We start from the raw sequence: 13,688 nt of genomic DNA, 5'->3' as shown, positions 1-13,688 counted from the left end.
CTATGGGGGTATTTCAGATGCGGGCCGACCGGTCGGGGAGAACCGGTCGGCCTGCTGCCAGGCCCGGGGGGAAGGTGAGACTCACCGGGCAGCGAATGGCATTACGGGCGTGGCACGGCGTCGAAGATGACGGTCATGTCGGCGGTGTACACACCATTCTGGGTGTTGAGAGGCTTGGCCGGGAGGATGACCATCTCGGCCTGGGTCCCTGGGGTGGAGGTTGCATCGTCTACCACTTCCTGGGTCTGGCCGGTCAGGGTGACGCCGTTGAAAGTCGTGGTCAGGTCGATGGCATCCCTGCCGTTGTACAGCGCAGCCGGGCCGTTTTCGATGTAGGCATTGACCGAACCGACGGTGTTTTTCACGTTGTAGGTCTGGCGCAGCGAAGTCAGGGTGCCGTTGACCGTGTTGTACGTCATGGTCTCGTTCTTACCCCAATTCGCGTCCGTTGGCTGCACGTGGAACTGATCGGTCGGGATATTTGCGGTGATATGGATGGACGAACGTGCGTCGTCAGCAGCGAAAGCCAGCGAAGAACTCAGGGCCGCGGCGGTCAGGGAAGCTGCGGTTACGATTTTCATGAGCATTGTTAACACCTGTTCATAGCAATAAAGAGGGAAGGGCTGAAGTTGCAGGCCAAACACAGCTTGGCGTGCCCCTTTCAACGCCGGTGCATGATCGTCGCTCTTTAATTAAAAATAAGCAGGAAAGTTCGCATAGGCTTGTAGTAAAGCGAACATACAACACAGAGAAAAATACGCAATTTTCGATAAAACGTAACTTTTAATGTAAGAGCATTCCCACATTCCCACTAGTTACGGTTAATACTTCCTGATACCCACCCGGTTTCGTCCCGCAAACTTAAGGGATTCAGGTAAGGTCATACTTCATCTCTTGTAGGACACAACTAAGATATATCTTCATTCCAAGATGTATCTATATAAGCGAAGATATATCTGAAGTCAAAGATATATCTCGATTCTATTTATGCGCAACAGAGAGCAAACACATGACAGTCCTTTATTCCCCTTCCACTCATGAACAGGGTCGTCAGGATGGCTTCGAACGACGCCCGCCCGGTCGCGAGCGCGGCAGTCGCGGCCCACGGGTTTTCGCCCCCGGCGACTTGAAATTGCTGTTGCTGGCCCTGATTGCCGAGAAACCTTGTCACGGCTACGAGCTGATCCGGCAGATCGAGTCCATGTTCGACGGCGCCTACAGCCCCAGCCCCGGCGTGATCTACCCAACCCTGACCCACCTTGAAATGGGTAAGATGATCAGCGGCGACGCCGAGGGTGGAAAAAAGTGTTACAGCGCGACCGATGCCGGACGTCTATTCCTTCAAGACCAGGCCGAAGCGCTGGACGGCGTGCGGATGCGCATCGAAACCAGCAAGCGCACCCTGCGTGACCAGGATCGGCCTGCCGAGATCCACGAAGCGGTGGGTCACCTGCGTGATGCGCTACAGATGCATCAAGGCCGCTGGAGCCCGGAAGAAATCCTGCGGGTGCGCGGCCTGCTCAACGACACCGTCAAAGCCATCGTCGACGGCCCTGCCCGTCCCTCTGTTTCGGAGTCAAGCAATGACTGAACACGATCCAAACACCATTCACCGCGTCAGCCACGAGATCAAGCGTCGCCGCCTGCAAGTGTTGCGGGTGGTGGACCTGACCCCACGCATGCGCCGCATCACCCTCGGCGGGCCGGAACTGGCCGGGTTCGCCAGCCTGGGCACGGATGACCATGTGAAATTGCTGTTCCCTCAGAACGCCGAGGAACAGGCCGCCCTGGATAACTTCAACCCCAGCGAGGGCAAGGCCCAGGGCCCGATGCCCGAGATGCGCGACTACACGCCACGGCGCTATGACCTGGACACCTTGGAGCTGGACATCGATTTCGTGCTCCACGGCGACGGCCCGGCCTCGACCTGGGCGGCCCAGGCCGCCCCCGGGCAATACCTGAACATCGCCGGGCCCCGGGGCTCGATGATCGTGCCGGACATCTTCGACAGCTACCTGCTGGTCGGCGACGAAACCGCCCTGCCCGCCATCGCCCGCCGCCTCGAAGGCCTGGCACCGAACCGACGGGCCCTGGTGGTGGAAGTGGAAAACGGCGCCGAACAGCAGATCCTCCAGAGCCCGGCGCAGGTCCAGGTGATCTGGGTATTGCGCGAAGGCCGCCAGGACAACCTGCTGCGAACCGTGCAACAGCTGGAAATGCCCGGCGGCAAGCTGTACGCCTGGGTCGCGACCGAGAGCAAGGTGTCGCGGCAGATTCGCAAGGTGTTGCTGGAGGAGAAAGGGTTGGACCAGGACTTTGTGAAGGCGGTGGGGTATTGGAAGGCGGAGGGTAGTGAGGAGGATTGAGAGACTGGCGGCGGCTGGACTACCCTGTCCACTGGACAACACAGCCCCCTGTGGCGAGGGGATTTATCCCCGCTGGGCTGCGCAGCAGTCCCAAAACCAGACAACTCGGTGTATCAGATAAATTGAGGGGCTGCTTTGGGGGCTGCTTCGCAGCCCAGCGGGGATAAATCCCCTCGCCACAGATAAGTACCTCGCCACAGATAAATGGCTCTTACCATAAGGGCTATCGTTGTCCTTGAGCGCTTTACCAACATCCCACCAGAGACTCCGCCCCATGCTCTTCCTCCTCGCCTACATCGCCAGCGTCGTGCTGATCAACTTCGCGTTTTCCGCCGCGCCGCACCTGGACATCATCTGGTCGGCCTGGGGCGGGCTGGTGTTTGTCCTGCGGGACATGGTGCAGACGCGTTTCGGCCATGGCGCCATCGTGGCGATGCTGGTGGCGCTGGTGTTGTCCTACGTCACTTCGGACCCGACCATCGCCCTGGCCAGCGCCACGGCATTCGCCGTGTCCGAGTGCATCGACTGGCTGGTGTTCACGATCACCAAGCGCCCGCTCCATGACCGGTTGTGGATCAGCTCGGCCCTGAGCATTCCCCTCGACACCTTCATTTTCTTCGGTCTGATCGATGCCCTGACCCCGGGCGTAGTGATCACCGCCCTGGCCTCGAAATTCGCCGGCGTCACGGCCGTCTGGCTGATCATGGCCTGGCGTTTGCGCAAGCAAACCGTCGCCACCTGAAGCCAAACCCCGCGGTTCATGTAAAATGCCGCGCTTTCTCCCCATGGGAAGCTCGCCCGGCGCGCCCCCGATGATCCGCTCCTGTTTGAGGACCTTCAGATGACCCGTATCGGAACCCCATTGTCGCCCACCGCGACCCGCGTTTTGTTGTGTGGCAGCGGTGAGCTGGGCAAGGAAGTGGTAATCGAGCTGCAGCGCCTGGGCGTCGAGGTGATTGCCGTGGATCGCTACGCCAACGCGCCGGCCATGCAAGTGGCCCACCGCAGCCATGTGATCAACATGCTCGACGGCGCCGCCCTGCGTGCGGTGATCGAGGCCGAGAAACCGCACTTCATCGTGCCGGAAATCGAAGCCATCGCCACCGCCACCCTGGTGGAACTGGAAGCCGAAGGTTTCACTGTAATCCCTACGGCTCGCGCCGCGCAGCTGACCATGAACCGTGAAGGCATCCGGCGCCTGGCCGCTGAAGAACTGGGCCTGCCGACGTCGCCGTATTTCTTCGCCGACACCGTCGAAGACTACCGCAAGGCCGTGGAAACCCTGGGCTTCCCCTGCGTGGTCAAGCCGGTGATGAGTTCCTCGGGCAAGGGCCAGAGCCTACTGCGTGGTAGCGATGACGTGCAGAAAGCCTGGGACTACGCCCAGGAAGGTGGCCGCGCCGGCAAGGGCCGGGTGATCATCGAAGGCTTTATCGATTTCGACTACGAAATCACCTTGCTCACCGTACGTCACGTGGGCGGCACCACTTTCTGCGCACCGGTCGGCCACCGTCAGGAAAAAGGCGACTATCAGGAATCCTGGCAACCCCAGGCCATGAGCCCGGCAGCCCTGGCCGAATCCGAACGCGTGGCCAAGGCCGTGACCGAGGCCCTGGGTGGACGTGGCCTGTTTGGCGTCGAGTTGTTCATCAAGGGCGACCAGGTGTGGTTCAGCGAAGTCTCGCCACGTCCGCATGACACGGGTCTGGTGACACTGATTTCCCAGGACCTGTCGCAGTTCGCCTTGCACGCCCGCGCCATTCTCGGCCTGCCGATCCCACTGATCCGCCAGTTCGGCCCGTCGGCCTCGTCGGTGATCCTGGTGGAAGGCCAATCGACCCAGACCGCGTTCGCCAACCTGGGCGTGGCCCTGAGCGAACCGGACACCGCGCTGCGCCTGTTCGGCAAACCGGAAGTCAACGGCCAGCGCCGCCTGGGCGTGGCCCTGGCCCGCGACGAGTCCATCGAAGCGGCCCGCGCCAAGGCAACCCGGGCTTCGCAAGCGGTGAAGATCGAGTTGTAAAACTGGGCGGGATACAGTCCCCCTGTGGTGAGGGGATTTATCTGTGGCGAGGGGATTTATCCCCGCTGGGCTGCGAAGCAGCCCCCCAAAACAGTCCCCTCAATCTTTCTGATCCACCGAGTTGTCAGGTTTTAGGGCTGCTTCGCAGCCCAGCGGGGATAAATCCCCTCACCACAAAAACCGGGTGCTGCCTCAACCTGAGTGAAATTGGCACAAAAAAAGGCGACACCCGCCAAGGTGTCGCCTTTTTCATGGGCGCCGGTTTTGCTTAATCCGGCAGCTTGTAGGCAATCACATAATCACCCTGCTTGGTCCCCAGGGAGCCATGACCACCCGCAACGACCAGCACGTATTGCTTGCCGTCCTTGCCGGTGTAGGTCATTGGCGTGGTCTGGGCGCCGGCGGGCAGGCGGCCTTCCCACAGCTGCTTGCCGTTTTTCACGTCATAGGCACGCAGGTACTGGTCCAGCGTACCGCTGAGGAACGCCAGGCCGCTGCCAGTGGTGAACGTGCCACCCAGGCTCGGAACCCCCATGCTCAACGGGATCGGGACCGGCGAGCTGTCGCGCACAGTGCCGTTCTTGTGTTTCCACAGGGTCTTGTTGTTGGTCAGGTCCACGGCGGCGACATAACCCCACGCCGGCGCCTGGCAAGGCAGGCCCATCGGCGAGAGCAGCGCTTCGAGGATCACGCCATACGGCGCGCCTTTGTTCGGCTGCACGCCTTCGGTTTCGCTCTTGCGACCCGGACCACCGGCTACTTCCGCCGCTGGCACCAGCTTCGACTTGAACGCCATGTAGCTCGGGTTGACGAAGGCGATCTGGCGCACCGGGTCCACCGAAATGCCGCCCCAGTCGAATACGCCGAAGTTGCCCGGGTAGACGATCGAGCCTTGCAGCGACGGCGGGGTGAACATGCCGTCATAGCGCAGCGACTTGAAGTCGATCCGGCACAACATCTGGTCGAACGGAGTCACGCCCCACATGTCGCGTTCCTTGAGGACCGGCGGCACGAAGTTCAGGTCGGACATCGGTTGGGTCGGCGAGGTGTGGTCACCTTCCACCGCGCCTTGCGGCACCGGGATTTCCTTGATCGGCATGATTGGCTGGCCGTTGCTGCGGTCCAGCACGTAGATGCTGCCCTGCTTCGTCGACGCCAGGACGGCGGGTTTCACGCCATCGGCGGTCTTCATGTCCATCAGCGTCGGTTGACCGCCGACGTCCATGTCCCAGAGGTCGTGGTGGGTGAACTGGAAGTACCAGCGCACCTTGCCGGTGGCAATGTCCAGGGCGGTCAGGCCGGCGGCGTATTTTTCCGATTCCGGGGTACGCAGGCCACCGAACTGATCGGGGGTCTGGTTGCCCATCGGCAGGTAGAGCATGCCGAGTTTTTCATCGACGCTGAACATGGACCACATGTTCGGCGAGTTGCGGGTGTAGGTCTGGCCTTCGGCAATCGGCGCGGTGTCGTCCGGGTTGCCGCTGTCCCAGTTCCACACCAGCTTGCCGGTGTGCACGTCGTAGGCACGGATCACACCGCTCGGTTCGTCGGTGGAGACGTTGTCGGTGACGTGGCCGCCGATCACCACCAGGTTCTGGGTGACCGCCGGTGGCGAGGTGGAGTAGTAACCGCCGGCCGTGAAGCCGCCGATGTTGGCGGTCAGGTCGACCTGGCCTTTGTCGCCGAAGTCTTCACACATCTTGCCGGTGTCGGCGTTGAGGGCGATCAGGCGGGTGTCGGCGGTCGGCAGGAAGATCCGCCGCGGGCAGACGGTGCTGGCCGGTGCGGTGCTGGCAATGCCGGTGGGGCTCTGTTCGGCGGAGGCGTACACCGCGTCATCGTGGTAGGTCACGCCACGGCAGGTCATGTGGGCCCAACCTTTGAAGTTTTCCGCTTTTTGCGTGGAAAGCTTCGGATCGAAACGCCAGATTTCCTTGCCGGTTTCAGGCTCCAGGGCAATCACCTGGCTGTGAGGCGTGCACACGTAGAGCATGCCGTTGACCTTCAACGGGGTGTTTTCGGCGGTGGTTTCCCCCGGATCATTCGGCCCTGGCAGGTCGCCAGTGCGGTAGGTCCAGGCTTGCTTCAGCTTGCTGACGTTCTCGGGGGTGATCTGCGCCAGCGGCGAATAGCGGTCGCCATGGGCGCTGCGGCCATAGGAGTTCCAGTCGCCGTCCGGCATGGCTGGAGCGGTGTTGGTCATGCCTGGCACGCTGTCGCGGTCCAGTTGGCCCTTGATCTCACCCGGGTTGGTGAACTGGCTGGCGAGCGCGGCGATACCGGCAATGACCACGGCGGCGCCCAATGCACGGGTGCCCATGGCCGAGGCATCGGCGGCCAACAGCGGGCGACGGAACCACGGCAGCAACATGACGATGCCCAGGGCAAACAGCAGCGCCAGGCGCGGCACCAGTTGCCACCAGTCCAGGCCCACTTCCCACAGCGCCCATACGGTGCTGGCGAACAGCACCAACGCGTACAGGCCCAGGGCCGCGCGACGGGCCATGATCAGCAGCACGCCGGTCAGTGCCAGGCCGATACCGGCCAGCAGGTAATACCACGAGCCGCCCAGCGTGCTCAGCTTGACTCCCCCGGCCAGCAGGGCCAGGCCCATCAATAGAAGCAGAATGCCGAGCAAGCTCGGTAGCAGACGGCTTCGACTCAAAGCACCCTCAGTGCTCATAGTGTGATTCTCCGTGATGTTTTAAGGAGGCCCGCGCAAAGTTTCACTGTAGATGACGATCCTTTGGGGGCATGGTTCAGTTAAAAGTGTCCGGATATTGCGAAGAAACGAGGTGGGAGCGGGCTTGCTCGCGAAGGCGGTGGGTCAGTCGACCTCATCGTTGACTGGCACGACGCCTTCGCGAGCAAGCCCGCTCCCACAGAAAAGCAGTTCGCCGCAGATGCAGAGATAGCGCTGTCTTTTAAGTTGAAGGCAGAGCATCGGGGATAGCTCGACAGCTCTGGCACACGGCAAGAAGCGTTTCAGCAGGCGGCGCAAGGATAATGTCCTGTTCTCGATAGAGAAAGGGCTTTTGTTGACATGGATCATCTCGGATTTGGTAACAGTGCACCTGCCCTGGAGCCCTACGATGAAGGCTATGCTTCCACCACGAGGGCACCTCGGCTAAGGTGCGCGGCTTTACCCTTTTCTGCGCGAAGGCCTTCCATGACCGAACCCAACAACAACCCGCTGCACGGCGTGACGCTGGAGCAGATCCTCAACGTCCTCGTGCAGCACTACGAATGGTCAGGCCTGGCCGAACGCATTGATATCCGCTGCTTCAAAAGCGACCCGAGCATCAAGTCGAGCCTGACCTTCTTGCGCAAGACCCCTTGGGCGCGGGAGAAAGTCGAGCGCCTGTACATCAAGTTGATGCGCACCAAACGGCCGGTCTGAGCCGCCGTGGAGATTGATACAGGTCCTCGCCTCACCCTGCGCCAGCGCTTCGTGTCGGTCACGGCGCTGCTGGCCTGGGCGGGGTTGAGCATCCAGCTGTATCTGATCCTGCTGGGCCGCTGGGAACTGGGGGCGAGCCTGCTGGGCGGGTTGGTGAGTTTCTTCAGTTTCTTCACGGTGCTGACCAACCTGTGGGTGGCGGTGGTCCTGACCTGGGAGCTGACCCCTCGCCCAGCCCCGGCCCGCCGCTGGTTCCTGCAGCCCAGCGTACGCAGTGGCGTTGCCGTGAGCATCGCCCTGGTCAGCCTGGCCTACAACCTGCTGCTGCGCCACCTCTGGCAACCTGAAGGCTGGCAGTTCGTGGCCGACGAATTACTGCATGACGTGGTGCCCTTGCTCTACATCGCCTATTGGTGGCGGTGGGTGCCCAAAGGCCGCTTGCGCCTGGGCCACATCGGGCTGTGGATGATCTATCCCTTGGTCTACTTCGCCTATGTCCTGCTGCGGGGGGATTTACTGGCGGCCTATCCCTACCCTTTCATCGACGTGGCGAGCCTGGGTTATCCACAGGTGTTCATCAATGCCGGGGGGATACTGGCGGGATTTGTCGGGATTGCGTTGGGGGTGGTGGGGTTGGGTCGGTGGGTGGGGCGGCGGTCGCATTAGGCATCGCTGGTGAATCACTTGTGGCGAGGGGATTTATCCCCGTTGGGCTGCGCAGCAGCCCCTCTTGACAGCCTAAGTGTTTCCCCAGATAGACCTGGAAGCCTGATTTGGGGCTGCTTCGCAGCCCAACGGGGATAAATCCCCTCGCCACAGGAGCTGTGTCATAAATGGGGATTCAAGACTCGGCCGGCAACATCCACACCAACCCACTGGCCTTGGCCCGTTCATGACACAACGCCAGGACACCACGGCGTTCGTCGTTGTCCATCCGGCTCCACCGGGTGATTTCCGCCACGGTGCGCTGGCAGCCGGTGCAGATGTCGTCATCGTCCAGCGCGCAAATGTTCACGCAGGGCGAAGGCACCGGGCGTTCAGGGGCGCTCATGGTTCCTGCTCGGCCAGGTCGCGGGCGTAGCGCTGGGCATTGTGCACATAGTGCGCCGCACTGGCCACGAGCATGTTCTTCTGGGCTTCGGTCAATTCACGCACCACCTTGCCGGGCGAGCCCATCACCAGGGAGCCGTCGGGAATTTCCTTGTTTTCGCCGATCAGCGCATTGGCGCCGATGATGCAGTGCTTGCCGATCTTCGCGCCGTTGAGGATCACTGCGTTGATGCCGATGAGGCTGTAGTCGCCCACCGTACAGCCATGGAGCATGGCGTTATGGCCGATGGTCACGCCGGTGCCGATGGTCAGTGGATAACCCATGTCGGTGTGCATCACCGTGCCGTCCTGCACGTTGCTGTCCTTGCCGATCAGGATCAGCTCGTTGTCGCCGCGCAGCACGGCGTTGAACCAGACATTGGCGCCCTCTTCCAGGCGGACCTTGCCCACCAGCGTGGCGTTGGGTGCGACCCAGCTCTGTGGGTGGGTGTCGACACGGGCATCGCCCAGGCGGTATTTCATGGGAATCCTCGGGGCATCAGGTATTGATGAAGCTTTTTGGCGGGGTGTGCAGGTCGATCCCGGCGTCGTACAGCAGGTTGACCAACTCGACGATCATGATCGCCGTCAGCCCCCAGATCTTGTACTCGCCAAACCGATAGCTGGGCACATACCAACTGCGGCCCTGGTAATCGATCCGGTGCGTGTGTTCGCGCGGATCCTTGCGGAAAAACTCCAGCGGCACGCTGAACACCGCCGCGATCTCGGCATCGTTGGCCTGGTATTCGACGTAGTCCGGAATCACCCCGACATACGGCGTGACCTTGATGCCATGCAGCGAGATCAACGGGCTGAGAGGGCCGATCACTTCCACCAGGCCGGGGGGCAGACCGATTTCTTCCTCGGCTTCGCGCAGGGCGGTGAAGATCAGGTCCGGATCTTCCGGGTCGCGACGCCCTCCGGGAAACGCCACTTCGCCGCCATGGGTCGATAGCCCGCTGGCGCGCAGGGTCAGTACCAGTTCCGGTTCGTCACTGCGGGTGATCGGCACCAGTACCGCGGCTTCAGGGAAACGTCGGTCGGCCTGCAGGTCGTGTGGGGTGTGGTTGCTTACTCGATGCAGTAGCTCGTCCAGCATGAGACTTCTCGATTTATTCGCTACCTTGCATCATGCACCAATCATTCAAGCGGCCCAACCCCCGCACCGCGTCGTGTCGCGAAACGACAACTTGCCGACACCTGCCGCGCACGCCAAGATAGGCGCAGCATTCAGGAACCCAAGCATGAAATTCTGCAGCCAGTGCGGTAACCCGGTGACCCAGCGCATACCCGAAGGCGACTCGCGCCTGCGCTTCGTTTGCGACACCTGCCACACCATCCACTACCAGAACCCCAACATCGTCGCTGGTTGCGTACCGACCTGGGGCAGCAAGGTGTTGTTGTGCCGGCGCGCCATCGAACCGCGACGCGGCTACTGGACCCTGCCGGCCGGTTTCATGGAGAACGGCGAGACCATCGAACAGGCCGCCGTGCGCGAAACTGCCGAAGAGGCTTGCGCCCGGGTGCGAAACTTGAGCATCTATACGCTGATTGACGTACCGCATATCAGCCAGGTGCATGTATTCTTCCGCGCCGAACTGGTGGACGAGGATTTCGCCGCCGGGCCCGAGAGCCTGGAAGTGAAGTTGTTCGAAGAAGCGGACATTCCCTGGGACGAGCTGGCTTTCCGTACGGTGGGCCGCACCCTGGAATATTTCTATGCCGACCGCCGGGCCGAGGATTACCCGGTGCGATCCGAATCGATCCCGCCGCTGGCTCAGCCGGCCAACACCTGAAAACCCATACAGTCGAAACACCTCTAGGGATATCGTTTCAATGCGCTGGTTGCTTGTCCTGTTCTGCTTGTCGTTCACCGCTGTGTCCCAGGCCGCTGCCGTGGGAACCTACAACGGCAAGGTCATCGAAAAAGTGCTGGTGCTCAAGTCCGCCCATCAATTGCAATTGATCAACGACGGCAAGCCGCTCAAGACCTATCGCATTTCCCTGGGCAAGGGCGCCAAGAAAGGCCCCAAGCTGATCGAGGGCGACAAGCGCACCCCCGAAGGTTTTTACTGGCTGGACTGGCGCAAGACCAGCGACCGCTTCTACCTGTCGATGCACATTTCCTACCCCAACATCAGCGACGCCGCCCGCGCCCGCCGTGAAGGCGTGGAGCCGGGAGGCATGATCATGATCCACGGCACGCCTGATTCGGAAGAAAACCCTGAACAGCTGTTCCATACCCTGGACTGGACCGATGGCTGCATCGCCATGCGCAACGTGGACATGCGCGAAGTCTGGAACCTGGTGCCGGATGGCACGATGATCGAAATTCGGCCTTGAAAGAAAGCTTGTCTGGACAGATGGCTTTTGGCTGATGGTCAGCACTTCTGACAACATCAGGGTGCAAGAACCTCAAAAGACCATGGGCGCGAACTCACACCATTGGCGTGGGCTTTGAGCTTATATTCCTTGACGGTCGTCTCTACGTCCTCAAACTTCCAGATCCCATGATGGTCAGCGTAAGTTTTTAAAAACTCCTTAGGACCATCCCCATCAAACAGCAAAACCTGGCTATCGATGGGGGCATAGCCCTGCACGAATATTTTCCTAGCGGTTGTTGTTCCACCGTCTGGAATGTATGGCACGTCAGTCCGAACTCCAACCCACACAATAGCCAGAGGCGGTAGCTTTTCAGTCGCCATGATGATTCTCCTGGTTCATTAACATCGGAGACTCATTAAGCTGCATGTGTAGCGCGCTGACTACTGTAAGAGATGACAGGTGGGAGAAGCTTTCCGACCACTGGTAATCATCCAAACTTAACGGTCTGAGTTGGCCCCATCGCGAGCAAGCTCGCTCCCACAAACCTATGTGTCGTTTGCTGAATTCGTGAACAACACAGGCCCACTGTGGGAGCGAGCCAGCCCGGGCGGCGATCCGACGATGAGGCCGCCGCCCCTTACTGCATCAAGTCCGAATCTCTACCCGATCCAAAGCCTTGTCCGCCAGCAGCGCCCCCAGCTCGATGATCTGGAGCACCCCCAATAACACATGCCGCCGCGAGCCATCCATGTCAAAGGCCAGATCATTGAGCATCGCATTGGCCGAGGCCAGGGTTTCGCTGAGGTTGGCCAACAGGACTTCGGTATCGACAGCATCGCTCACGTTGAACAATTGCGACGAGGGCTTGGGTTCTGGCGGGTTGTCCTGGGGCTTGAAGTAATGGTCCAGCGCACGATCAGCGGCCTCTTGCAGCTTTTCGGGGGCGTAGTCACCGTAGGGGAAAGTCGAAGCGGGTTTTGGAGGGTTCGGAGTTTCTTTGATCATTGAGCAGCTCCTGATTCAATGGAGCCACCACCATTCCGCGGTCAAACAAAAAAGTGGCAGCTGTACGCGGGTTGACCGACCGGAAATCAGGCATTCCGGTACGTCCGAAGACGTCCCACGCACAGCCGCCGCGACACGATACCTCAGACGAAAGAAAAACGCCTGAAATAGGTCTTGGAGCGCTGGCTTGCCTGGATTCTCGAGCGGTCAAACCCGGTCGCTGAATTGGCAGCGACACCCAAAGGCTAGAGCCCCCGCTTCCGAGGGACAACCCTAAAAACTTGTCGGAAATTTCGGTGCGTCTGACAGACCGCTATCTCTGTGGCGAGGGGATTTATCCCCGCTGGGCTGCGTAGCAGCCCCAAGCAATCCCCCACGCCGAGTTGTCAGGTTAGGGCCGCTGCGCGCCCCAGTGGGGATAAATCCCCTCGCCACAACAGCGCGGTAGCCTTGGTGGGCTCGGACGACCGCCCGTCAGCATCGAAAAATAAAATCAAAAGATCCCATCTTCAGAAATTACCTACAGATGAATACCAGTTCACCCAGTAGGCGTTGTCGCAGTTGAAGATCTTTGCGTTCGAATCCCCTCCCTCTAATACCACTTCAATCCCACCCCACCATAAGCCTCCAACAACCCCTCTAAACCCCGGGAAAGTGGCATTGACATGGTATTCAAGTGGTATTAGCTTCCACTCCACCTACCGAGCGACAACAACTCAACAACCGCATCGGACACCGATATGAACGACATCCTGGCCCTGCGCCCTGACGACACCCAACCCACGCCGCTGTACCTGCAATTGGCGCGTAACCTGGAGACGGCGATTCATGCTGGCCAGTGGAAAGCCGAGCAGGCGATGCCGTCCGAGCGCAGCTTGAGCGAGCAACTGGGCATTTCCCGGGTCACCGCGCGCAAGGCCTTGGAGGTGCTGTTCGAACAAGGCTTGATCCGCCGCAACCAGGGCTCGGGCACCTTTATCACCCCGCGCCTGGAACAGCCGCTGTCACGCCTCAGCGGCTTCAGCGAGATGCTGCGGCTCAAGGGTTTTGTGCCGGGCTCCCAATGGCTGGAGCGGGAAATCACCCCGCCCACCCACGAAGAACTGATCCGCCTGGGCCTGTCGCCTACCGACAAAGTCGCGCGGCTCAAGCGCCTGCGCAAGGCCGACGACACGGTCATGGCCATCGAGATGAGCACCCTGCCCGCCTCGATCATTCCCAAGCCGCAAGCGGTGGGCGATTCCCTCTACGCATTTCTCGACGGCATCGGCAAGCCGGTGGTGCGCGCCCTGCAACACATCCAGGCCATCAACGCCTCGGACGAATTCGCCGCCCTGGTAGGCATCGCCCCCGGCACCGCGATGTTGCTGATGACCCGGGTCGGCTACCTGGAAGACAACACCCCCATCGAAGTCACCGACACCTATTGCCGCAACGACTACTACGACTTTGTCGCAGAACTGCGGCGCTAGACGACCAG

16 protein-coding genes are annotated in these 13,688 nt (G+C 60.8%); 9 read left to right on the top strand and 7 right to left on the bottom strand.

The annotated features are described in order from the left end of the window. Positions 1–101: 101 nt before the first annotated feature. Positions 102–587 (bottom strand): CS1 type fimbrial major subunit, encoded by a 486-nt coding sequence (locus tag BLP82_RS07165; protein ID WP_092166312.1) that lies wholly within the window; start codon positions 585–587, stop codon positions 102–104. Positions 588–1,009: 422 nt separating this feature from the next. On the opposite strand from BLP82_RS07165, the gene BLP82_RS07160 reads away from it, so the two are divergent. From BLP82_RS07160 to purT, 4 genes are all read left to right on the top strand, one after another. Further along, positions 1,010–1,591, top strand: a complete 582-nt coding sequence (locus BLP82_RS07160; RefSeq protein WP_092166311.1) for a PadR family transcriptional regulator — start codon at positions 1,010–1,012, stop codon at positions 1,589–1,591. Beyond that, the gene (locus BLP82_RS07155) at positions 1,584–2,366 is read left to right on the top strand and encodes a siderophore-interacting protein (protein WP_092166310.1); all 783 of its coding nucleotides are present in this window, start codon (positions 1,584–1,586) and stop codon (positions 2,364–2,366) included. Before BLP82_RS07160 ends, BLP82_RS07155 begins: the two co-directional genes overlap by 8 nt. 274 nt (positions 2,367–2,640) lie before the next feature. Next, entirely contained in the window at positions 2,641–3,108 is a 468-nt protein-coding gene (locus tag BLP82_RS07150) for a preQ0 transporter (protein WP_092166309.1), read from the top strand. Positions 3,109–3,207: 99 nt separating this feature from the next. Then, positions 3,208–4,389 carry a formate-dependent phosphoribosylglycinamide formyltransferase gene (gene purT / locus BLP82_RS07145; RefSeq protein WP_092166308.1) on the top strand — a complete coding sequence of 394 codons (1,182 nt, stop codon included), beginning with the start codon at positions 3,208–3,210 and terminating at the stop codon, positions 4,387–4,389. Positions 4,390–4,657: 268 nt separating this feature from the next. Here the strand turns inward: purT and BLP82_RS07140 are convergent, their stop codons facing one another. Continuing rightward, the gene (locus BLP82_RS07140; protein WP_092166307.1) at positions 4,658–7,072 is read right to left on the bottom strand and encodes a glucose/quinate/shikimate family membrane-bound PQQ-dependent dehydrogenase; all 2,415 of its coding nucleotides are present in this window, start codon (positions 7,070–7,072) and stop codon (positions 4,658–4,660) included. Between the two features lie 486 nt (positions 7,073–7,558). On the opposite strand from BLP82_RS07140, the gene BLP82_RS07135 reads away from it, so the two are divergent. Together BLP82_RS07135 and BLP82_RS07130 are read left to right on the top strand one after the other, a co-directional pair. Continuing rightward, positions 7,559–7,789: a VF530 family protein gene (locus BLP82_RS07135; protein ID WP_042730938.1), complete on the top strand. Its 231-nt coding sequence runs from the start codon at positions 7,559–7,561 to the stop codon at positions 7,787–7,789. Positions 7,790–7,801: 12 nt separating this feature from the next. Further along, complete coding sequence (locus BLP82_RS07130) at positions 7,802–8,455, top strand: Pr6Pr family membrane protein (RefSeq protein ID WP_092166475.1); 654 nt, start codon at positions 7,802–7,804, stop codon at positions 8,453–8,455. 175 nt (positions 8,456–8,630) lie between these two features. On the opposite strand, the gene BLP82_RS07125 is transcribed toward BLP82_RS07130, so the two are convergent. The 3 genes from BLP82_RS07125 to BLP82_RS07115 are packed head-to-tail and all read right to left on the bottom strand — an operon-like array spanning position 8,631 to position 9,977. Beyond that, a complete protein-coding gene (locus BLP82_RS07125; protein ID WP_092166306.1) occupies positions 8,631–8,840 on the bottom strand; it encodes a DUF1289 domain-containing protein in 210 nt (69 codons plus the stop codon). Next, positions 8,837–9,361: a gamma carbonic anhydrase family protein gene (locus BLP82_RS07120; RefSeq protein WP_092166304.1), complete on the bottom strand. Its 525-nt coding sequence runs from the start codon at positions 9,359–9,361 to the stop codon at positions 8,837–8,839. Before BLP82_RS07120 ends, BLP82_RS07125 begins: the two co-directional genes overlap by 4 nt. 16 nt (positions 9,362–9,377) lie before the next feature. After that, positions 9,378–9,977, bottom strand: coding sequence for a CoA pyrophosphatase (locus tag BLP82_RS07115; RefSeq protein WP_092166302.1), 600 nt, complete (start codon positions 9,975–9,977; stop codon positions 9,378–9,380). 145 nt (positions 9,978–10,122) lie between these two features. On the opposite strand from BLP82_RS07115, the gene BLP82_RS07110 reads away from it, so the two are divergent. After that, positions 10,123–10,674 carry an NUDIX hydrolase gene (locus BLP82_RS07110; protein WP_092166299.1) on the top strand — a complete coding sequence of 184 codons (552 nt, stop codon included), beginning with the start codon at positions 10,123–10,125 and terminating at the stop codon, positions 10,672–10,674. A 40-nt stretch (positions 10,675–10,714) separates the two neighbouring features. Further along, positions 10,715–11,221, top strand: coding sequence for a L,D-transpeptidase family protein (locus tag BLP82_RS07105; protein WP_053124801.1), 507 nt, complete (start codon positions 10,715–10,717; stop codon positions 11,219–11,221). Positions 11,222–11,277: 56 nt separating this feature from the next. On the opposite strand, the gene BLP82_RS07100 is transcribed toward BLP82_RS07105, so the two are convergent. Further along, positions 11,278–11,583 (bottom strand): hypothetical protein, encoded by a 306-nt coding sequence (locus BLP82_RS07100; RefSeq protein WP_092166297.1) that lies wholly within the window; start codon positions 11,581–11,583, stop codon positions 11,278–11,280. A gap of 265 nt (positions 11,584–11,848) precedes the next feature. Then, positions 11,849–12,208: a DUF6124 family protein gene (locus BLP82_RS07095; protein ID WP_092166296.1), complete on the bottom strand. Its 360-nt coding sequence runs from the start codon at positions 12,206–12,208 to the stop codon at positions 11,849–11,851. 740 nt (positions 12,209–12,948) lie between these two features. Here BLP82_RS07095 and BLP82_RS07090 point away from each other — a divergent pair. Further along, positions 12,949–13,680: a GntR family transcriptional regulator gene (locus tag BLP82_RS07090; protein ID WP_060740822.1), complete on the top strand. Its 732-nt coding sequence runs from the start codon at positions 12,949–12,951 to the stop codon at positions 13,678–13,680. The last annotated feature ends 8 nt before the right edge of the window (positions 13,681–13,688 follow it).

The organism is Pseudomonas sp. NFACC37-1 (assembly GCF_900101575.1).
Classification (GTDB): domain Bacteria; phylum Pseudomonadota; class Gammaproteobacteria; order Pseudomonadales; family Pseudomonadaceae; genus Aquipseudomonas; species Aquipseudomonas fluorescens_AA.
Note: the sequence above shows the minus strand (reverse complement) of the source record. Positions and strands in the feature narration are given on the sequence as shown.